Below are 20,045 nucleotides of genomic sequence, written 5' to 3'. Positions count from 1 at the left end.
AATGACGCGCAGCCATGTTCTGTCCCTTGTCATCACGCTGGTCAGCTTGTGCACCGCGGCTGAAACGCCGGCTCAGATGATCGAAGAACCCTGGTCTGAGGGCGGTCTGCACGGCACCATCGCAAGGCCCGGGAAGCCGGCGCGCGGGCCGGCGGTGCTGATCATCGCCGGGTCCGGCCCAACCGACCGAAACGGCAACGGGCCGCCCAATCCCGACGGCAGCAAACCCTTCCTCAACACCGACAGCTACAGGCTTCTCGCTGCGGGGCTTGCGTCGAACGGAATCGTGTCGCTGCGGTACGACAAGCGCGGCATTGCCGAGAGCCGCGCGCTGGCGTCGCGCGAAGACGATGTGGTGTTTGATCATTTCGTCACCGACGCGATCACGGCGCTGCAGAGCCTGCAGTCACGGCCCGGCGTGGCGTCGGTCGTGATCGCGGGCCACAGCGAAGGCGGGATGATCGCGCTCGCGGCGGCCCAACGTGTTCCCGTCGCGGGGCTGGTGCTGCTCACCACGTCGGGGCGCACCTATCTCGCGCTGCTGCGTGCGCAGCTGAAAGGAAGGCTGCCGCCCGACCTCGAGGCGCGCAGCGATGCGATCATGGACTCGCTTGCCGCCGGCAAACGGGTCGACGATCTGCCGCCGCCGCTTGCGGCGCTTTTTCGTCCGTCGGCGCAACCATTCCTGATCTCGATCGGCAATTTCGATCCGGCGGCGGCGCTTGCGCAGTCGAAAGTCCCGGCGCTGCTCGTGCATGCCGGACGCGATCTGCAGGTTGGTCAGGCCGATTTCGACGCACTTCGCAACGGCCGCAAGGATGCGCAGATCCTGATATTGCCGGAAGCCAATCACACGTTGAAAGTCTCACCCGCCGACCTCGACGGCAATCGCGCGCTTTACAGCAATCCGTCGGCGCCGCTCGATCCGGCTCTGATGCCGCGCATGGTGGAGTTCATCAGCTCGGTGACGCCGTAAGCTTCAGCCGCAATTTCAGGCGCGCGTGCAACGTCGGCTGAAATAGATCGCCCGCGGCTGCCGCGCTACAGCGCCTCGCCCTTGAGGAGCTTCGGCACATCGCCGGTCAGCCCCGCCGCCTCGCGGATGAAAAAATCCTTCAGGTTCGGCATCCGATCGACGAGACCGAGCCCGACATCGCGCACCAGCCGCAGCACGTCGGAATTGTTGGAGAACAGCCGGTTCAGGCTGTCGGTCGCAACCCCCATCGCCATGGTGTCGAAGCGGCGCCAGCGCTGATAGCGCTCCAGCACCGAAACCGCACCGACATCGATTCCGAGCCGCGCGCCGTCGATCACGGATTCGGCCAACGCCGCGGCGTCGCGCAGGCCCATATTGAGGCCCTGCCCTGCGATCGGATGGATCACATGCGCGGCATCGCCGATGAGGGCAATGCGCTCGGCAATGAAACTCCGCGCAACGTGAAGGCCAAGCGGAAAGGCGCGACGCGGGCCGGCAATCGCCAGATCGCCGAGATGCAGGCCGAAGCGCTGTTCGAGTTCGGCGAGAAACTCCGCATCGGGCAACGCCACCAGCCGTGCGGCTTCCGCCTTGCTTTCGGTCCAGACGATGGACGAGCGCTTGCCTTTCAGCGGCAAGATCGCAAACGGACCGGCGGGAAGGAAATGCTCCTCGGCGCGGCCGTTGTGATCGCGTTCATGGGCAATCGTCGTCACGATGCCGGCCTGGTCATAGTCCCAGCCATGAATCGCGATCCCGGCCTGCTCGCGGATGACCGATCGCGCGCCGTCCGCGGCAACAAGAAGGCGCGCCGAAAGCACACCGCCGTCAGAGAGGCGCGCAGTCACGCGTGCGGGTTCGTTGACGAATTGCCCGACTGCCAGCGGCCTCAGGTCCACGCCCTCCTCGCGCGCCTTGTCGAGCAGGGCCGCGATCATCGGACCGTTCTCGATCATGTGCGCGAAGGGTTCACCCGGCGCGATCTCGCCGTCGAAGGTCAGAAAGGTCGGCCTCATGGCGTGATCGAGCCTGGAATCGGTCACCACCATGTCGAGAATCGGCTGCGCGCCCTCGGCGATCGCGGGCCAGACGCCGACGGTCTCGAACAGCCGGCGGGCTGCCGCTGCGATTGCAGAGGCGCGCGGATCGCCGGACGCCCGATCCATCGCCGGATCGGCGAGCGCAACCGAAAGCGCGCCGCCCGAGCCCTGTCGCAATGCGATGGCGAGCGAGAGCCCGGCAAAGCCACCGCCCGCGATCAGGATATCGATTTTGCCGTCCGCCATGGGAACCTGCTACGTCATTCCGGGGCGCGAGCCGTCAGCGCGTTTACGGGCGTCTGCGACACGCGATGAGCGCGTTCGCGCGCGTCTTAGACGCATTGTGGCAAGCGCCCCGGAATGACATCGCCAGTAAAGAGCTTTTTCATGTCCGCCGCCGTATCGGCTCTTCTTGAGGTTCTCGACCTCGAACCGCTGGAGGTCAACCTGTTCCGCGGCCGTTCGCCGCAAACCGGCTGGCCGCGGGTGTTCGGCGGGCAGGTGATCGGGCAGTCCCTGGTCGCCGCCAGCCGCACGGTCGAAGGCATCACCGCGCATTCGATGCACGCCTATTTCGTGCTGCCGGGCGACCCCAAGGTTCCAATCGTCTACGAGGTCGAGCGCACCCGCGATGGCAGGAGCTTCACCACCCGCAGCGTGAAGGCGATCCAGCACGGCCGACCGATCTTCATCATGATCGTGTCCTTTCACAACAATGAGGAGGGACTCGCCAACCAGATGATCATGCCGGACGTGCCGGCCCCGGAATCGCTGCCGGACGAGCAAGTCATCCTGCGCGACATTCTCCCAACGCTGCCGGAACAGGTGCAGCGCTATTACAAGCGCGAGCGGCCGATCGAATTGCGCCTGATCGATTACGGACATTATCTCGGCCGCAAGCCGGCAACCGGAACCTTCAATGTCTGGATCAGAACCACCGGGCCGCTGCCCGACGATCCGGCGATCCACCAATGCGTGCTGGCCTATGCCTCGGACATGACGCTGCTCGATACCGCGCTGGTGCCGCTCGGCCGCACGCTGTTCGAGAAGGATTTCATGGGCGCGAGCCTGGACCATGCCCTGTGGCTGCACCGGCCGTTTCGGGCCGACGAATGGCTGCTTTATTCACAGGATTCGCCGAACCTTCACGGGTCGCGCGGGCTGTCTCGCGGACTGATCTTCCAGCGCGACGGCACGCTGGTGGCATCGGTCGCGCAGGAGGGGCTGGTCCGGCTGCGGCGGCCGGAGCAGCGATAGGACCACGGAGCGCGCATCTGCCCACAAGCCTGGCGAGGAAAGTCCCGGAGCGCCCCATTCTCCGCTTAATCTTTGCACGACTTGCCGATAATCTGCGCAGTTGAGCGGCCGGAGCTCATGCCGGGCGGGCCGCAAAGATGACGGGCACGAGAGCATTGCTCGCGGCCAACAGGGGCTCCTTCCATGAAACTGGTCATTGCGATCATCAAGCCGTTCAAGCTTGAGGACGTGCGCGACGCGCTGACCTCGGTGGGCATCCACGGCATGACCGTGACCGAGGTGAAGGGATATGGCCGCCAGAAGGGCCATACCGAGATTTATCGCGGCGCCGAATACGCGGTGCATTTCCTGCCCAAGGTGCGGCTTGAAATCGCGGTCCCGACCGACCGGGTCGACAAGGTGATCGATGCCGTCACGCAATCCGCCAAGACCGGCCAGATCGGCGACGGGAAGATTTTCGTCACCCCGATCGACCGCGCGCTGCGCATCCGCACCGGCGAGACCGACAACGACGCGCTGTAACGGGCGCGCACGAATACTTCGAAAATCTCGATCCATCCGCTCGTTCCCGCGAAGGCGGGGACCCAGACAATAACAAGACTGGATTCCCGCCTTCGCGGGAATGAGCGGAGCAAACGGTACCGCTTCGAGAAACGGCCGCGCGAGAACGCGCGGATAGACTGGGGGAAACGACCATGACGACGCCTTCGCGGCGGATCGCGGCAGCGATCGCAAGCCTGATGCTTGTCCCTTGCTCAACAACAATCGCCATTGCGCAAACACCGGCAAAGATCGATCCCGGCGACACCGCATGGATCATGACCGCGACCGCACTGGTCCTGATGATGACGCTTCCGGGACTCGCGCTGTTCTATGCAGGCATGGTGCGCAAGAAGAACGTGCTGGCCACCATGGCGCAGAGCCTGGTCGCGGTGATGATCGTGTCGGTGTTGTGGGCGATCGTCGGCTATTCGCTGGTGTTCGGCGGCGACGGGCCGATGATCGGCACCTTCAGCCGGGCCTTTCTGAACGGGATCGGCATGGAGACGACGCATCCGCTGGCAAAGACCATCCCGGAAGCGCTGTTCATGCTCTACCAGATGACCTTCGCGATCATCACCGTCGCGCTGGTCTCCGGGGCGGTCGCCGATCGCATGCGGTTCTCCGCCTTCGTGTGGTTCTGCGTGCTGTGGTTCCTGTTCGTCTATGTGCCGATCGCGCATTGGGTCTGGGGCGGCGGATTCCTCGGCAGCGCCGGCGTTCTGGATTTCGCCGGCGGCCTCGTGGTGCATCTGAATTGCGGTGTCGCCGGTCTCGTCGCCGCGCTGATGCTGGGTACGCGCCGCGGCTATGGTTCGGAAAATCTCGCGCCGTTCAATCTCGCTCTCGCGGTGATCGGAACCGGCATGCTGTGGGTCGGATGGTTCGGCTTCAACGGCGGCTCGGCGCTCTCGGCGGGCGGGCGCGCCGCGATGGCAATCGTGGTAACCCATCTGGCCGCCTGCGCGGGTGCGCTGGCCTGGATGTTTCTGGAATGGTGGACCCGCGGCAAGCCATCGGTGCTCGGCATGATCTCCGGCGCGATCGCCGGCCTCGGCACCATCACGCCGGCGGCGGGCTTCGTGATGCCGATGCAGGGCATTGTCATCGGCGTGATTGCCGGCGCGGTCTGCTTCTGGGCCTGCACCTGGCTCAAGCTGAAACTCGGTTACGACGATTCGCTGGACGTGTTCGGCGTGCACGGCGTCGGCGGTCTGACCGGCACGCTGCTGACCGGCGTGTTCGCGGTGGCGGCCGTCTCCGCGACGGCGGATGCGCCCGGCATTTCCGGATTGCTGGAGGGCAATCCCGGACAGGTCCTGACGCAGCTCTACGGAATTGCCGTCACGCTGATCTGGTGCGGCGTGGTCACTTTCGTCCTGCTCAAGATCATCAGCTTCCTGGTTCCGCTGCGCGTTACCCAGCAGCAGGAAGTCGAGGGGCTCGACATCACCCAGCACGGGGAAGCCCTTCAATAGGTGCGTTGAGCCGATCGCAATACCTCAGCAAAGCCCGGCTTCGGCCGGGCTTTGTATTTCAGGCGACTCGCACAAAGGCACCTGACTGTTTGCTAGGCACTCATGGCGTCCCTTTGTGCGCAGCAACCCAAGGCGCGTTTCGCGGCCATTCCACTCCCAGCAATTTCCTCATCAAATCAGGCTGTTAGGACCCTTGCGGCGAAGTGGCACGGGGTTTGATTCCCTGTCCGCCGGGAACTGGCTTGCGGGGGCACAACCATGCCTGCCGGATCCCGAGTGAGACAGCCTGGAGCGACACGCAAGCTCCGGGACAACGGGGATCGAACCAAATGAAAATCGTCATGGCCGTTATCAAGCCATTCAAGCTCGACGAGGTCCGCGACGCCCTGACCGCGATCGGGGTGCACGGCATGACCGTCACTGAGGTCAAGGGATACGGGCGTCAAAAGGGGCACACTGAAATCTACCGCGGCACCGAATACGCCGTGAGCTTCCTGCCGAAGCTCAAGGTCGAGGTCGCAGTCGCTACTGACCAGGTCGACAAAGTCATCGAGACCATCACCGGCGCGGCCAAGACCGGCCAGATCGGAGACGGCAAGATCTTCGTCCTCAACCTGGAGAGCGCGGTGCGCATCCGCACCGGCGAAACAGACGCCTCCGCCCTCTAAACCGAATGCACTCGGACAGGAGCCTCACTATGTCGTTCAAGTTTCCATCCCGAGCCGGACGGACTGCCGCCCTTGCGGCCGCAGCGTCGCTCGTGGCAACCGCGGCCTTCGCGGAACCGACCGTCAACAAGGGAGACAACGCCTGGGTGATGACCTCGGCGGCGCTCGTCCTGCTGATGACGATCCCCGGCCTCGCATTGTTCTATGGCGGACTCGTGCGCACGAAGAACATGCTGTCGGTGCTGATGCACGTGTTCTATTCGGTCTGCATCGTCGGCATCATCTATGTCGTCTATGGCTACAGTCTTTCATTCACCGGCGGCTCCGAGTGGATCGGCGGCTTCTCGAAAGCGTTCCTCTCGGGCGTGACCACCGACTCGATGGCCGGCACCTTCTCGGTCGGCGCCAGCGTATCGGAATATGCCTATATCGCCTTCCAGATGACCTTCGCCATGATCACGCCGGCGCTGATGGTCGGCGCGTTTGCCGAACGCATGAAGTTCTCGGCGGTGGCGCTGCTGCTGCCGCTTTGGGTGACCTTCATCTACTTCCCGATCGCGCACATGGTATGGTACTGGGCCGGTCCGGACGCCATCGACACCGCCGCCAAGGCCGTCGCTGCTGCAGCGGACGATGCTGCCAAGGCGAAGGCGCAGGCCGCACTCGATGAAGTCCTCGCCGATGCCGGCAAGATTTTCTCCTGGGGCGCGATCGACTTCGCCGGCGGCACCGTGGTGCATATCAATGCCGGCATCGCCGGTCTGGTCGGCGCCATCATGGTCGGCAAGCGCACCGGCTATGGCAAGGAACTGATGCCTCCGCATTCGATGGTCATGACCATGATCGGCGGCTCGCTGCTGTGGGTCGGCTGGTTCGGCTTCAACGTCGGCTCCAACCTCGAAGCCACCGGCACCGCCGCACTGGCGATGGTCAACACCTTCGTCGCAACCTGCGGCGCCGCGCTGTCCTGGATGTTCGCGGAGTGGCTGGTGAAGGGCAAGCCGTCGCTCCTCGGGATCGTGACCGGCGCGGTCGCCGGCCTTGTCGCTGTAACACCGGCGGCGGGCTTCGCCGGCCCGGTCGGCGCGATCGTGCTCGGCCTCGTATCCGGCGTGGTGTGCCTGTTCTTCTGCTCGGCCATCAAGCACATGTTCGGCTACGACGACGCGCTCGATGTGTTCGGCGTTCATGCCGTCGGCGGCATCGTCGGCGCGCTCGGCACCGGCATCCTGGTGAGCCCAGCGCTCGGCGGAACCGGCATCTTCGACTACGTCACCGGCAAGGTCGCGGAATACGACTTCGCGACCCAGATGCTCGCCCAGACCAAGGGCGTGCTGCTGACGATCGTGTGGTCGGGCGTCGGCACCGCAATCATCCTGTTCGTCATCAGCATCATCGTTGGCTTGCGCGCCACCGTCGACAAGGAGCGCGAGGGCCTCGATCTCACCGAACACGGAGAGCGCGCCTACAACATGTAAGCGCTCGAAGAGTCGTGCGGCGGGGCGTATACCCGGCACCGTCCCTTCGCCGAATGGAGGCTCCGGTCGTAAGACCGGGGCCTCTTTCGTTCTGGTGAGTCGTAGTTCGGGTCGCGTCAGCCCGCCGTGGCGGGTTTTTGCGGCGCGTTGAATTCCGCAGGCTTGTCCTGCGACGGCTCCACCCAGCCGGCGTCGGCTGCTGCTTTCTCGCCTTCCTGCACGGCACTGTCGTACACGCGCTCCGCAACCTGCGCGGCCTTGCCGGCCTGCTCCTGCATGGCATCCAGTGCACCGGCCTTGACCTGATCGCTGGCGGCACCCATGACCCGATCCTCCGCGTCGGTACGCGGCAGCGCGGCACCGATCGCAGCGCCGAGCGCCAGGCCGAGAGCGCCAAGCACAAGCGGCTGCTCGCGCATCAATGTCGTGATGCGATCGCCCGCCGCCTTCTGCAACCGCGCAGCACGCTGCATCGTCGCATCGGTGGCGTGCCGAACCTGATCGGAGGCATCCGCCGCTGCGTCGGCTGCCGCATCGTAAGCCTCGCCGGCGCGTGCTTGCGCCGCGTGCATTCCACCAGTCATCCGGGCAGCGGCGCGGGACGCGCCATCGGCAAACGCCTCGGTCGTGGACGGACCCCCGTCGCGCGACCGGTCATTGTGTTCGTATTCGATTTCATGGACCGGCCGCTCGCGCCGGGCGAGCATCAGCCAGGCGAGGCCCGCACCCACCAAGGCGATCGGCAGCGGATTGGCCTTGGCCTGCCGCCCGAGATTGCGGCCGAACTGCGCGACACCGCCGTCGCGGACCAGGCTCAGCCCTTCGTCCAGCATGCTTCCCGGCGTCAGCCGTGAACGAAGACGGTCCAGCGAGCCTTCGAGATTTGCGCGCGCGTGCTCCGCATCGCGCTCGGCCTGAGCCGCCTGGCCTTTCGTCATGTCCGCACCTGTTGTTTCGCGAGGGACGCGTCATTCTGCAATTGCTGGATGGTGGCGCGCGGAACCAGATTCTCCGACCTGAAGCTGCGCATCCCGACAAGCATGAGCACCATGCCCAGGACCAGTGCGACGCCTCCGACGATCGCGGCGGCCAGCGTGGGCTCGGTTCCCTGCTCGACCAGCGCGGCAACGAGTGCAGTCATCAATACGACCAGCGCCGGGATCAGAAGCACAGCACCAATCACCAGCATGGTGAGACCGCGCGTCAGCTGGTTGATCTTGTCACTGACTTCCGCGCGCGCCAGCCGCACTTCGCTGCGAAACAGCGCCGTTCCGTCCGCGACCACGTCGCCGAACAGATCGGGCAAGCGCCGCCGCATCGTGGTATCCCGTGTCATATCGTCCATGAAAAGTCCCCTACAGGCTGGGCGAGCGGTGATAGGGCGGCTCCGCGCGGCGGGCCTGCTCGTCAGAGGTCTTCAGAAATCGTGCGAGGAACAATCCGGCGGCGAAGCTGCCCACCATAAAGGTCAGCGGCTGGCGCCGGGCGAAAGCGTGGAGCGAACCGTAAATTTCGTCGACGTCGCGATCCCGAAAGCTCTGCGACATCCGGTCGAGGCCGTCGGCGGCCTCATGCAACAACCCGGCAATCCCGGTATTCTTGCCATCAAGGGATTCTGCCGCCTTGTGCGTAGCCTCCGCGAGGCTCTCGACCTGATCGAGGCCGGCATCCTTCTGAGCGTTGGCAAAGCCCTTGAGCTTTTCCCTGGTGCCGCCGAATGAATTCCTGCCGCCATTGGAAGAGCGGTTCCTGCCGGCATCGGCGGCTTCGTAGCTCCTGCCGGAATCCGACCCCGAATTGCGGTTGGCGCCGCGCTGATAGGCTTCGCTCATGGTTGTGACCTCTGCGCGGCGCGTGGGTCGCCGCCGTTTCGCCGGTTTTCGAAGGCTTGTGCGAGTCCAACGGCAGGAACGCGTACCGGTTCCGGCGTGGCGCAGAAATTCGGCCGCTCCGCGCACCGCCCTCCGACAGCTTCAAGAGCGATACAAGCCGCGGCCTCACGACCGATGGTTAATTGGACCTTAACCAGCGCGGCCTAGGCTCGCTCAGCATCAAGTAATCCGGCCGAAATGCGCGTGATGTTCATGAATGCCGCCGAACGCGAACAGCCCCCGTCGTCCGCGCGGACGGCCGATCCGCGCACGCAAGATCGGTCGGCTTTCGCGCGCCTGAACGACCTGCTCGCGCCCATTGCGCCCGGCAAAACGCCCATCAACTGCGCAGTGGGCGAGCCCCAGCACCCGGTGCCGGCCTTTGCCGGACCGGTTTTCGCGAAGCACATCGCCGATCTCGGCCGCTATCCGGCCAACAAGGGCACCGAACTGTTCCGCAAGTCTGTGGCAGGCTGGCTCGGTCGCCGGTTCGACCTGCCGCGCCCCATCGATCCGGAGACCGAAGTACTGGTGCTGAACGGCACCCGCGAAGGCCTGTTCCTTGCTGCGCTCGCTGCCGCCCGCAATGCCGCGCCGCGTGCCGGAAAGCCCGCCATCCTCGTGCCCAATCCCTGCTACGGCGCCTATTCGGCCGGCACCTCCGCCGCGCATGGCGAGACGGTGTACATGCCGGCAACCGCCGCGAGCGGATTCCTCCCCGATCTCGGTTCGCTCGACGATTCGCTGCTCGCGCGCACCATCGCGTTCTACATCGCCTCCCCCGCCAATCCCCAGGGCTCGGTAGCCAGCCGCGATTATCTCGCGCGCCTGATCGGGCTCGCGCGCAAGCATGATTTCATGGTGTTCTCGGACGAATGCTATTCGGAAATCTATTTCGGCGAAAAGCCGGCCGGCATTCTCGAAGTCGCCGGACCGGACTATGCCAATGCCATTGCCTTCAATTCGCTGTCCAAGCGCTCCAACCTGCCCGGCCTGCGCGTCGGCTTCACCGCCGGTGACAGGGCGTTTCTCGCGCGCTTTCTCGAATATCGCAACAATTCGGCGCCGCAGGTGCCAATGCCGGCGCAGGCCGTCGCCGCTGCGGCGCTCGACGACGAGTCCCACGTGATCGAGAACCGAAATGCCTATGAGCGCAAATTCGATCTCGCCGACCAGATCGTCGGCGACCGATACGGCTACAAGCGTCCGCCCGGCGGCTTTTTCCTTTGGCTCGACGTGTCGGCGCAAGGCGGCAGCGTGAAGGCAGCCGAGCGGCTCTGGCGCGAAGCCGGCGTGCGCGTGCTTCCGGGCGAATACGCATCCTTCACGGAGAGCGACGGCAGCAATCCGGGCCGCGACTATATTCGCGTCGCCATGGTGCATGACAACGCAACCACCGCCGAGGCGCTGCATCGCCTCGTGGCCGTTCTCGGATAGCGCCAATGCCAGCCATCAGTCAGCGCGGTCTCGACCGGTTCGATTTTCTTTCCGACGATCTGCGCGGTGCGATCCGCCGGCGCATCGGCGAGATGTTCGGCATGGCCCTGCTGGCCATCGCATTGCTGATGACAATCGCTCTCGCCACCTGGTCGGTGCAGGATCCGAGTCTCAGTCACGCCACCGACGCAGGCGTCCGCAATTGGCTCGGGAGAAGCGGCGCAGTGTTCGCCGATCTGTCGATCCAGCTTTTCGGTCTTGCATCGATCATGCTGGTGCTGCCGGTCGCGATGTGGGGATGGCGGCTTTTGACCCATCGCGCACCCGGCCGCCGATGGACGCGACTCGTCTTCTGGATTGCGGGAATGCTGCTCGCATCGGCTTTCGCATCCTGCCTGCCGCGCACCATCGGCTGGCCACTTCCTGCCGGAATGGGCGGCGTAACCGGCGACGCCATCCTGAAGGCGCCGCTGCTGGTGCTGGGTGGAGCGCTGTCGGGCACGAGCCGCGCCGTGCTGGCCAGCGTCATCGGGATTGCGGCGCTGGTGGCGATTGCGATCGTGCTGGGATTTGGCCTTCGCCGAAGCGGCGATCTGGTGAACGACATTCATCGGGAGGCCGAGGAATTCGAGGACGAAGAAGAGCGCGCCTCGATCTCGATCGGATGGCTCGTCCACACCTTGCTCAGCGCCAAGGCACGGCTATCGCTGTTCATCCGACGTCGGCTGTCCGGCGACGAGGAGATTGCGCTGCGTCCCGCGCGGCCGGGCCCCGGACCAAGGCATGCGGAACCGCGCATGCAACGTCCCGAGTCCGAACCGGACGAGGATGACGCAATCGGAGACGAGGAACCGTTCGAGGACGAGCCCGTAGCGCCGGCGCCCAAGAAGGCCCGCGTGCAGCCCCAGCCGAAGACGCGCCGTTCGGGAGCTTTCGTGCTGCCGCCCCTCAATCTGCTGGCCCAGCCCAAGGCGAGCGATCGGGCGACGCAGAGCACCGAGGAGATCGAGGAACAGGCCGAGGCGCTGGAAAGCGTGCTGGAAGATTTCGGCGTCAAGGGCGAGATCATCAACGCGCGCCCGGGCCCGGTGGTGACGCTGTACGAACTCGAGCCCGCGCCCGGCATCAAGTCGTCGCGCGTGATCGGCCTGGCCGACGACATCGCCCGCTCGATGAGCGCGGTGTCCGCGCGCGTCGCGGTGGTGCCCGGCCGCAACGCCATCGGCATCGAACTGCCGAACGAGTTTCGCGAGAAGGTCTATTTCCGCGAGATGCTGGCGGCGTCGGAATACAACAATACGCCGGCCAAGCTGCCGCTCTGCCTCGGCAAGACCATCGGCGGCGAGCCGGTGGTGGTCGATCTCGCGCGCATGCCGCATCTCCTGATCGCGGGCACCACCGGCTCCGGCAAGTCGGTCGCGATCAACACCATGCTGCTGTCGCTTCTGTACAAGCTGCGGCCCGATCAATGCCGCCTGATCATGATCGATCCGAAGATGCTCGAACTCTCCGTCTATGACGGCATCCCGCATCTGCTGACGCCGGTCGTCACCGATCCGAAGAAGGCCGTCGTCGCGCTGAAATGGGCCGTGCGCGAGATGGAAGAACGCTACAAGAAAATGTCGAAGCTCGGCGTGCGAAACATCGACGGCTACAACACGCGCGTCAACGAGGCCAAGGCCAAGGGCGAGGTGCTGTCGCGCACCGTGCATACCGGATACGACAAGGAAACCGGCGAGGCCATTTACGAGAAGGAGGATCTCGAATTCGAGGAGCTTCCGTATCTCGTGGTGATTGTCGACGAGATGGCCGACCTGATGATGGTCGCCGGCAAGGACATCGAAGGCGCGATCCAGCGTCTGGCGCAAATGGCGCGCGCTGCGGGCATCCATGTAGTGCTGGCGACGCAGCGACCCTCGGTCGACGTCATCACCGGTACCATCAAGGCGAATTTCCCGACCCGCATCTCTTTCCAGGTGACGTCGAAGATCGACAGCCGCACCATTCTCGGCGAGCAGGGCGCCGAGCAGCTGCTCGGCCAGGGCGACATGCTCTACATGGCGGGCGGGGGCCGCATCAGCCGCGTGCACGGACCGTTCGTGGCGGACGACGAGGTCGAGAAAGTCGTGCGGCACCTCAAATCGCAGGGCGTCCCGCAATATCTCGAAGAGGTCACGCGCGACGAAGCCGAGGATGAGGATGGCGCGGTGTTCGATGCGACCGGCATGGGCGCGGAAAAGGACCTCTACCAGCAGGCGGTCGACGTGGTGCTGCGCGACCGCAAAGCCTCCACCAGCTACATTCAGCGAAGGCTCCAGATCGGCTATAATCGCGCCGCCTCGCTGATGGAGCGGATGGAGCAGGAAGGCGTGGTCGGACAGCCCAATCACGCCGGAAAACGTGAAATCTTGATCGAGGAAGGTGCCAGCCGCTTCGGCTAGACTGCCGGTTCAGGCCAATCCGGAACCGCGGGAACCGGAATGGCAACACGCTCTATTGAGAATCGGCCCTGTGCCGATTAACTCGGAAGGGGCCGCAACGAGCGCCGGGGAAACGCGCCGCTTGCAACGGAGTGACGTATGACGCGAACGCTGCCCAAACTCTGCGCTTTCATGCTGGCCGGCCTGATCGCAGGCCTCGCAAGCGGGTCCGGCGCACGGGCGCAGGCCGTTCCGTTGCCGCGGCCGGCACCGCTCGCGAAATCCGAGCTGATGACGATCGCCCAGGCGCAGCGCCCGACCCCGCCGGGCATGCTGGCACCGGCGCCGGCACCGGTGCGTCCAAATGCCCCGGCCGGCAAGCCGGGCGAGACCACGGCATTCGACGGCAGCCAGCGCGCGCTGGTCGACCGCATCTCGAATTACCTTTCCGGAATGCGCCAAGTGGTCGGCAAATTCGTGCAGGTCGGGCCGGACGGCCGCAAGACCCAGGGGGAACTCTACCTGCAGAAGCCCGGCAAGCTCCGCTTCGAATACGAGGACCCGAGCCCGATCCAGCTGATTGCCGACGGCACCTCGCTCGTGGTGCGCGACCGCCGGCTTGCAACCCAGGACCTCTACCCGCTCGGCCAGACGCCGCTGCGTTTCCTGCTGGCCGACAAGGTGGACCTGCTGCGCGACACCAATGTCGTCAGCGTGTATTCCGACGACATTTTCTCGACCGTCGTGATCGAGGAAAAGCAGACGCTCGGCGGCAAGCACAAACTGATGCTGATGTTCGACGCCAAGGATCTGACGCTGAAGCAATGGACCGTCACCGACCCGCAGGGCTTCGATACCACGGTCGCGATCTACAATCTCGACATGACCAAGAAACCGGATCCGGCGCTGTTCAAGATCAATTACGAACGGATGCTGCAATAGCGGTCATTCCTCGTCCGCCGAGATCAGCCTTGCGCCGCGGCGGAAGGTCAGCCAGCTCCATAGCCAGGTGATCGCGACCACGAATCGGTTGCGCAGCCCGATCAGAAAATAGATGTGGGCGACGCCCCAGAACATCCAGCCGAGAAAGCCGGTGAGCTCGAAACGTCCGATCTTCACCACCGCCGCACGCCGGCCGATCGCGGCGAGGTCGCCGGCATGGTAATAGTGGAACGGCTTCGGCGCGTCCTGCCCTTTCGCGCGTGAAGCGATCAGCCGCCCGATATATCTGCCCATCTGCTTTGCGGCCGGCGCGATGCCGGGAACGTTCGGCACCGAAGCGAGATCGCCGGCGGCAAACACATTCGGATGGCCCGGCACCGACAGGTCCGCATTCACGGTGATGCGGCCGGCACGGTCATGCGCGGCGCCGATCCATTGCGCGGCGGGTGACGCAACCACGCCCGCGGCCCAGACGATGGTGGAAGCTTCGATCGGCGCACCGGCATCGACCGCCACGCCGTTGCGCGTGCAATCGGTCACGCGCGTATGGGTCATCACTTCCACGCCCATGCGTTCCAGCGCGGACTTCGCGTAATTCGACAGATTGTCCGGCAGCGCCGGCAGGATGCGCGGGCCGGCCTCGATCAGCACGATGCGCGACCTCCTGGGATCGATGCGGCGGAAATCCGCGCGCAGCGTCTCATGGGCGACCTCGGCCATGGCGCCCGCCATCTCGACGCCGGTCGGGCCGCCGCCAACCACGACGAAGGTCAGGTGCCTGCGTTGCGCCGCCTCGTCCTCCGCGACTTCAGCGCGTTCAAAGGCAAGCAGGAAGCGCGCGCGGATTTCCCGGGCATCTTCGAGCTGCTTCAGGCCCGGCGCCGCTCCCTCCCATTCGTCATGGCCGAAATAGGCATGGGTCACGCCGCTGGCGAGAACGAGATAATCGTATGGCAGGGTCAGCGCATCGGCCTGCACCGTCTGCGCTTCGGTATCGACTGCGGTGACCCTCGCCATCACCACGCGGAGGTTCTCCTGCCGGCTCAGGATGGCGCGGATCGGCCAGGCGATATCGGCCGGTGATAAAGCCGCGGTCGCGACCTGATAGAGCAGCGGCTGGAAACAGTGATGATTCTGCCGGTCGACCAGAACGATATCCACAGGCGCGCGGGCCAGCGCGTTGGCCGTCGCGAGCCCGGCAAAGCCGCCGCCGACGATGATCACGCGGGGTCGTGATGTTTCGCTGCCCACAGCCATTCCCGCCTGTCTGGAATTTCCGTGCGGAGGCACTTAAGACTTGGGCATGACGTTGAAGATCACGACCTGGAATGTCAATTCGGTGCGGTTTCGCATCGATCTTGTGGCGAAATTCATCAAGGCGGTGCGGCCGGACATCCTGTGCCTGCAGGAAACCAAGTGCCCGGACGACAAGTTTCCGCTCAAGCGGTTCAAGCGTCTGGGTTACGAGCATGTCGCGATGAATGGCCAGAAGGGCTATCACGGCGTGGTCGTGCTCTCGCGCCTGCCCTTCGACGAGACCAGCAAGCGCGGCTTCTGCGGCGTCAATGACTCGCGGCACATCTCCGTCACGCTGGGCGAAAGGGCCGGGCTGAAAGATCCGGTGATCGTGCACAATCTCTACGTGCCCGCCGGCGGCGACCTGCCGGATCCCGCGCTCAATCCGAAATTCAGGCACAAGCTGTCCTTTCTCGACGAGATGCGCGAATGCAGGGACGTGCATGTCAACGGCCATGCGCGCGCGATCCTGGTCGGCGATCTCAATGTGGCGCCGCGCGAGCATGACGTATGGAGCCACCGCCAGCTCCTCGACGTGGTGTCGCATACGCCGATCGAGACCGAGAAGCTCAACGCCGCACAGACCGCCGGCGGCTGGGTCGATGCGATGCGCGAATTCGTGCCGGAACCGACGAAGCTTTACACGTGGTGGAGCTATCGCTCGCCGGACTGGAAGGCCGCGGACAAGGGCCGCAGGCTCGATCACATGTGGATCTCCCCCGCCCTGATGGATCGCGTGTCGGAGATTCGCATCGCCAAGGAGGCGCGCGGCTGGGCGCAGCCGTCCGATCACGTCCCGGTGACGGCGACCATGGCGCTGTGACCGGCACCGCATGCGCGAGGCAGGGCCTGGCGCCCGGCAGACGAGCTACTGATCGTTGGGATCGAGCGCGTAGCGGACTTCCAGAAGCTCGGCGATCGATTGCCGCGCGCGCTGCGCCACATAATCGCGCAGCCGCATCGCGACGGACGGATCGTCTTCCAGAATTTTCAGAAACATGCTGCGCGAAACGCGGATCACCCTGGCTTGATCCTGCGCGACGGCCGTGAGCGGCTGCGCTCCCTCTGCGAGCAAGGCGAATTCACCCAGCAACGTACCGGGCCCGGCCTCGATGCCGTTGCCCGCCAGGTCCGGATCGGCGCTGAGCCGGAACACGCCGGCCTGTACGACATAGGCGCAGTCGATCCGATCGCCCGGCCGGAACAGGACTTCGCCCGGCCGCACCTCGCGTGTCTCCGCACCAAGCGCGATCAACCGGAGCGCGGCGCGCCCGAGCGCCCGGAGCATCGGCACCTGTTCCAGGATCGCGATGTCGTTGTCGATGCTCACGAGCGGCGGGCCTGAATGCCGCCTAGGGGACTAGCTTGTAGCCGCCGGCGTCGGTCACAAGGATCGCCGGATTTGCGGCATCCTTCTCGACCTTCTGGCGAAGACGATAGACGTGGGTTTCGAGCGTATGCGTGGTCACACCGGAATTGTATCCCCAGACCTCCTGCAGCAGCGTCTCGCGCGACACCGGGCGCTGGCCGGCACGGTACAGATAGCGAAGGATTGCGGTTTCTTTCTCGGTGAGGCGGACCTTGTTGCCCTTCTGGCCGGTCAGAAGCTTGGAGCTTGGGCGGAAACTGTAAGGCCCGATGGTGAAGACCGCGTCCTCGCTCGCCTCATGCTGGCGCAATTGTGCGCGGATGCGTGCAAGCAGGACCGCGAAGCGGAACGGCTTGGTCACATAATCGTTGGCGCCGGATTCCAGCCCAAGGATGGTGTCGGAATCGGTATCGTGGCCGGTGAGCATGATGATCGGCGCCTTGAAACCGGATTTTCGCAGCACCCGGACCGCCTCTCGTCCATCCATGTCGGGCAGCCCGACATCCATGATGATGAGGTCGACCTGACTCTCTTTGGCGAACTGAATGCCCCTGGCGGCGCTGTCTTCGGCCTTGGCCTCGAATTCCTCATGCAGTGCGAGCTGCTCGACCAGGGTCTCTCGCAGCTCGACGTCGTCGTCGACAATCAGGATCTTACGAACATTCGACATATGATGGCCCCCCAAGGGCCCTGAGATTACCGATTTATGGCGAAATAGGGCATTGGAGATTGTAAGGGCAAGCGGGACTTGCCTTGTTGGTATGCGCGATTTAGCCCCCCCTTGTGAACAATGCCGTTCCGGCCCCTCGTCCATATCCACGTCCAAAGCCGATCTGGAAGCAAAACCCGCGGCATTTTGAGGGCCGGGGCGACCGTTTATCCGGTCGCACTGGGCCGCTCGGGGATTCTCGCCAACAAGCGGGAAGGCGACGGTGGAACCCCGCGGGGCCGGTTCCGCCTGAAGCGCCTCTGGTGGCGGGCAGATCGAATCACCCGGCCCCGGACCGGGCTTCCCGCGCGGCCTATCGGCCCGGACGACGCCTGGAGCGAAGATCCCGCGGACCGGCGGTATAATCGTCCCGTCGAACGCAAGCCCGGGGAACCCGGGGACCGGCTGATGCGAGCCGACGCGCTTTACGACCTGATTGTCGAGATCGACCATAACGACCGCCCCCGCATTGCCGGGCGCGGCAGCGCCGTCTTCATCCATGTGGCCCGCGATGGCTTCCGGCCAACTGCCGGCTGCGTCGCGCTCCGGCGCAACGATCTGATGCGGCTGCTGGAGCGGCTGTCACCGCGGACATGGATTCACATTGGTTAAACGCCGGACCCCCGCAGGCACTTTCGATTAACAATGCCGGAACACTGATTTTACAACTCCTCGCTTGTTAATCGAATTGCACGTCCGCGCTGTTAGGGTTTCGGCACCTTTCCTCCATCCGCGACCTTGCATGTATACGACACAGACGCCGAACGAGCCTGCGCCGGCCCAGTACGAACGCGACATCATTGGCCATGTCCGCTCGGTCGGCGGATCAAGCGCTGCGATCGAACTGGCCGGAAACATGGTTCGCGATGCGGCATGCGCGACCGTCGGGAAGTTTCTCGGAATTGTCAGCGGCGACGGCGTGATCATCGGCATGGTCACGGAAGTCTCGGAACAGGCCGGCGCACGCGGCGTCAGCATCGCGCATATCGATCTGTTCGGAGAAATGAAGGAACGTAACGGCGTCCCGGCATTCTCGCGGGGCATCACCGATTACCCGACCATCGGTGAGCCGGCACTGCTGATGACCAATGACGAATTGCGTCTGATCTACGGTAACAAGCGGGCAACCGCGCATGTCGGCATGCTGCGCCAGGACAGCACCATCAAGGCGCTGGTCGACGTCGACGAGTTGCTCAACAAGCATTTCGCCATTCTCGGCACCACCGGCGTCGGCAAGTCGAGCGGCGTAGCGATCATTCTGCAGCAGGTTCTGGCGGCGCGCCCGGACCTGCGCATTTTCCTGGTCGATCCGCACAACGAATATGGCCGCTGCTTCGGCGACAAGGCGCAGGTGCTCAATCCGCGCAATCTGCGGCTGCCCTTCTGGCTGTTCAATTTCGAGGAAACCGTCGATGCGTTCTTCGGCGGGCGGCCGGGGGTGGACGAGGAAGTCGAGATTCTCGCCGACGTAATTCCGATCGCCAAGGGCGCCTATCTGCAATACCGCAACGCCAATGAGCGCATGCTCTCCAAGCGGCGCGATCCGAAGAGCGCGGGCTTCACCGCCGATACGCCGGCACCCTATCGCATCGAGGATCTGATCGGCCTGATCGACGAGCGCATGGGCAAGCTTGAGAATCGCTCCTCGCGCTCGCATCACTACAAGCTGCTGCAGCGGATCCAGACCTTTCGCAACAACCCGCGCTACGCCTTCATGTTCGAGAACGCCAATGTCGGCGGCGACACCATGGCGGAGATCATCTCCAACCTGTTTCGTCTGCCTGCCAATGGCAAGCCGGTTACGGTGATGCAGCTTGCCGGTTTCCCGGCCGAGGTTGTGGATTCGGTCGTGTCCGTGCTCTGCCGCATGGCATTCGATTTCGGCCTGTGGAGCGACGGCGTTGCGCCGCTGCTGTTCATCTGCGAGGAGGCGCATCGTTATGCCTCGTCCGCGGAATCCAAGACCGGCTTCGGACCGACCCGGCGCGCCTTGTCGCGCATCGCCAAGGAGGGCCGCAAATACGGCGTCTATCTCGGCCTCGTGACGCAGCGGCCCTGCGAGATCGATCCCAACATCATCTCGCAATGCAACACGCTGTTCGTGATGCGACTCGCCAACGACCGCGACCAGGCGCTTATCCGGTCGGCAATCTCCGACGCGGCATCGAGCCTGTTGACCTTCGTTCCGTCATTGAGCACCGGCGAGGCGTTCGTGTTCGGCGCGGGCGTCGCGTTGCCGATGCAGATGAAGTTCAACAACATGCCGGAGCAGTTCCGGCCTTCCAGCGAAGTCGGCAAAAGCGCGCATGCCAGTGCCGATGCAGGCCTCGACCTGATCACCTCGGTCATCGATCGCTGGCGCAGCGCGACCATGAGTCAGAAGCTGTATGAGGACGATGGCAGCTACGATACCGGCTTTGTGCGCGAGGACGCGCCGCCGATGCAGCCCGCTCCGCTCACCGGCGGACTTGACCCGCAGCGCTCGCGCTTGCTGAAGCAGCCGCTCAGCGCTGCGCTTGGATCGGCCGACCTGCCGAAGACCTGGCGATAGCCGGCGCGCGACG

At 64.6% G+C, this 20,045-nt stretch carries 19 protein-coding genes; 12 read left to right on the top strand and 7 right to left on the bottom strand.

Annotated features, from left to right (window positions below; genetic code table 11):
- Position 1: 1 nt before the first annotated feature.
- The gene (locus tag AB7F49_RS03375; RefSeq protein WP_428520320.1) at positions 2 to 976 is read left to right on the top strand and encodes an alpha/beta hydrolase family protein; all 975 of its coding nucleotides are present in this window, start codon (positions 2 to 4) and stop codon (positions 974 to 976) included.
- Positions 977 to 1,041: 65 nt separating this feature from the next.
- Here AB7F49_RS03375 and AB7F49_RS03370 read toward each other — a convergent pair whose 3' ends face one another.
- The gene (locus AB7F49_RS03370) at positions 1,042 to 2,262 is read right to left on the bottom strand and encodes a ubiquinone biosynthesis hydroxylase (protein WP_428520318.1); all 1,221 of its coding nucleotides are present in this window, start codon (positions 2,260 to 2,262) and stop codon (positions 1,042 to 1,044) included.
- A 141-nt stretch (positions 2,263 to 2,403) separates the two neighbouring features.
- Between AB7F49_RS03370 and tesB the strand changes: the two genes are divergently transcribed.
- The 5 genes from tesB to AB7F49_RS03345 all read left to right on the top strand — a co-directional run bounded on the left by tesB (position 2,404) and on the right by AB7F49_RS03345 (position 7,437).
- Entirely contained in the window at positions 2,404 to 3,273 is an 870-nt protein-coding gene (gene tesB / locus AB7F49_RS03365; protein ID WP_428520316.1) for an acyl-CoA thioesterase II, read from the top strand.
- Between the two features lie 183 nt (positions 3,274 to 3,456).
- Positions 3,457 to 3,795 carry a P-II family nitrogen regulator gene (locus AB7F49_RS03360; RefSeq protein ID WP_428520314.1) on the top strand — a complete coding sequence of 113 codons (339 nt, stop codon included), beginning with the start codon at positions 3,457 to 3,459 and terminating at the stop codon, positions 3,793 to 3,795.
- Positions 3,796 to 3,968: 173 nt separating this feature from the next.
- Complete coding sequence (locus AB7F49_RS03355; RefSeq protein WP_428520312.1) at positions 3,969 to 5,291, top strand: ammonium transporter; 1,323 nt, start codon at positions 3,969 to 3,971, stop codon at positions 5,289 to 5,291.
- Between the two features lie 329 nt (positions 5,292 to 5,620).
- Complete coding sequence (locus AB7F49_RS03350; RefSeq protein ID WP_428520310.1) at positions 5,621 to 5,959, top strand: P-II family nitrogen regulator; 339 nt, start codon at positions 5,621 to 5,623, stop codon at positions 5,957 to 5,959.
- Positions 5,960 to 5,988: 29 nt separating this feature from the next.
- Positions 5,989 to 7,437, top strand: a complete 1,449-nt coding sequence (locus AB7F49_RS03345; RefSeq protein WP_428520308.1) for an ammonium transporter — start codon at positions 5,989 to 5,991, stop codon at positions 7,435 to 7,437.
- A gap of 116 nt (positions 7,438 to 7,553) precedes the next feature.
- Here the strand turns inward: AB7F49_RS03345 and AB7F49_RS03340 are convergent, their stop codons facing one another.
- From AB7F49_RS03340 to AB7F49_RS03330, 3 genes are read right to left on the bottom strand one after another with little or no spacing between them, the layout of a single operon-like run.
- Positions 7,554 to 8,375, bottom strand: a complete 822-nt coding sequence (locus tag AB7F49_RS03340; RefSeq protein WP_428520306.1) for a hypothetical protein — start codon at positions 8,373 to 8,375, stop codon at positions 7,554 to 7,556.
- Positions 8,372 to 8,782, bottom strand: a complete 411-nt coding sequence (locus AB7F49_RS03335) for a phage holin family protein (RefSeq protein WP_428520304.1) — start codon at positions 8,780 to 8,782, stop codon at positions 8,372 to 8,374. Before AB7F49_RS03335 ends, AB7F49_RS03340 begins: the two co-directional genes overlap by 4 nt.
- Positions 8,783 to 8,792: 10 nt before the next feature.
- Complete coding sequence (locus tag AB7F49_RS03330) at positions 8,793 to 9,269, bottom strand: hypothetical protein (protein WP_428520302.1); 477 nt, start codon at positions 9,267 to 9,269, stop codon at positions 8,793 to 8,795.
- A 246-nt stretch (positions 9,270 to 9,515) separates the two neighbouring features.
- Between AB7F49_RS03330 and AB7F49_RS03325 the strand changes: the two genes are divergently transcribed.
- From AB7F49_RS03325 to AB7F49_RS03315, 3 genes are all read left to right on the top strand, one after another.
- Positions 9,516 to 10,745 carry an aminotransferase class I/II-fold pyridoxal phosphate-dependent enzyme gene (locus tag AB7F49_RS03325; RefSeq protein ID WP_428520299.1) on the top strand — a complete coding sequence of 410 codons (1,230 nt, stop codon included), beginning with the start codon at positions 9,516 to 9,518 and terminating at the stop codon, positions 10,743 to 10,745.
- A 5-nt stretch (positions 10,746 to 10,750) separates the two neighbouring features.
- Positions 10,751 to 13,186 carry a DNA translocase FtsK gene (locus tag AB7F49_RS03320; protein ID WP_428520297.1) on the top strand — a complete coding sequence of 812 codons (2,436 nt, stop codon included), beginning with the start codon at positions 10,751 to 10,753 and terminating at the stop codon, positions 13,184 to 13,186.
- A 138-nt stretch (positions 13,187 to 13,324) separates the two neighbouring features.
- Complete coding sequence (locus AB7F49_RS03315; protein WP_428520296.1) at positions 13,325 to 14,107, top strand: outer-membrane lipoprotein carrier protein LolA; 783 nt, start codon at positions 13,325 to 13,327, stop codon at positions 14,105 to 14,107.
- A 3-nt stretch (positions 14,108 to 14,110) separates the two neighbouring features.
- Here the strand turns inward: AB7F49_RS03315 and AB7F49_RS03310 are convergent, their stop codons facing one another.
- Positions 14,111 to 15,364 (bottom strand): NAD(P)/FAD-dependent oxidoreductase, encoded by a 1,254-nt coding sequence (locus AB7F49_RS03310; protein WP_428520294.1) that lies wholly within the window; start codon positions 15,362 to 15,364, stop codon positions 14,111 to 14,113.
- A 46-nt stretch (positions 15,365 to 15,410) separates the two neighbouring features.
- On the opposite strand from AB7F49_RS03310, the gene AB7F49_RS03305 reads away from it, so the two are divergent.
- Positions 15,411 to 16,226 (top strand): exodeoxyribonuclease III, encoded by an 816-nt coding sequence (locus AB7F49_RS03305; RefSeq protein ID WP_428520292.1) that lies wholly within the window; start codon positions 15,411 to 15,413, stop codon positions 16,224 to 16,226.
- Positions 16,227 to 16,271: 45 nt separating this feature from the next.
- Here AB7F49_RS03305 and AB7F49_RS03300 read toward each other — a convergent pair whose 3' ends face one another.
- Positions 16,272 to 16,733 carry a Crp/Fnr family transcriptional regulator gene (locus tag AB7F49_RS03300; protein WP_428520290.1) on the bottom strand — a complete coding sequence of 154 codons (462 nt, stop codon included), beginning with the start codon at positions 16,731 to 16,733 and terminating at the stop codon, positions 16,272 to 16,274.
- A gap of 22 nt (positions 16,734 to 16,755) precedes the next feature.
- A complete protein-coding gene (locus AB7F49_RS03295; protein WP_428520288.1) occupies positions 16,756 to 17,442 on the bottom strand; it encodes a response regulator transcription factor in 687 nt (228 codons plus the stop codon).
- Positions 17,443 to 17,562: 120 nt separating this feature from the next.
- Here AB7F49_RS03295 and AB7F49_RS03290 point away from each other — a divergent pair, with 120 nt between their 5' ends.
- Together AB7F49_RS03290 and AB7F49_RS03285 are read left to right on the top strand one after the other, a co-directional pair.
- Complete coding sequence (locus AB7F49_RS03290; RefSeq protein WP_428520286.1) at positions 17,563 to 18,093, top strand: L,D-transpeptidase family protein; 531 nt, start codon at positions 17,563 to 17,565, stop codon at positions 18,091 to 18,093.
- 130 nt (positions 18,094 to 18,223) lie between these two features.
- A complete protein-coding gene (locus AB7F49_RS03285) occupies positions 18,224 to 20,032 on the top strand; it encodes an ATP-binding protein (RefSeq protein ID WP_428520284.1) in 1,809 nt (602 codons plus the stop codon).
- The last annotated feature ends 13 nt before the right edge of the window (positions 20,033 to 20,045 follow it).

This window comes from Pseudorhodoplanes sp. (assembly GCF_050250235.1).
GTDB lineage: Bacteria > Pseudomonadota > Alphaproteobacteria > Rhizobiales > Xanthobacteraceae > Pseudorhodoplanes.
This window is presented reverse-complemented; position numbering and strand designations above follow the sequence as displayed.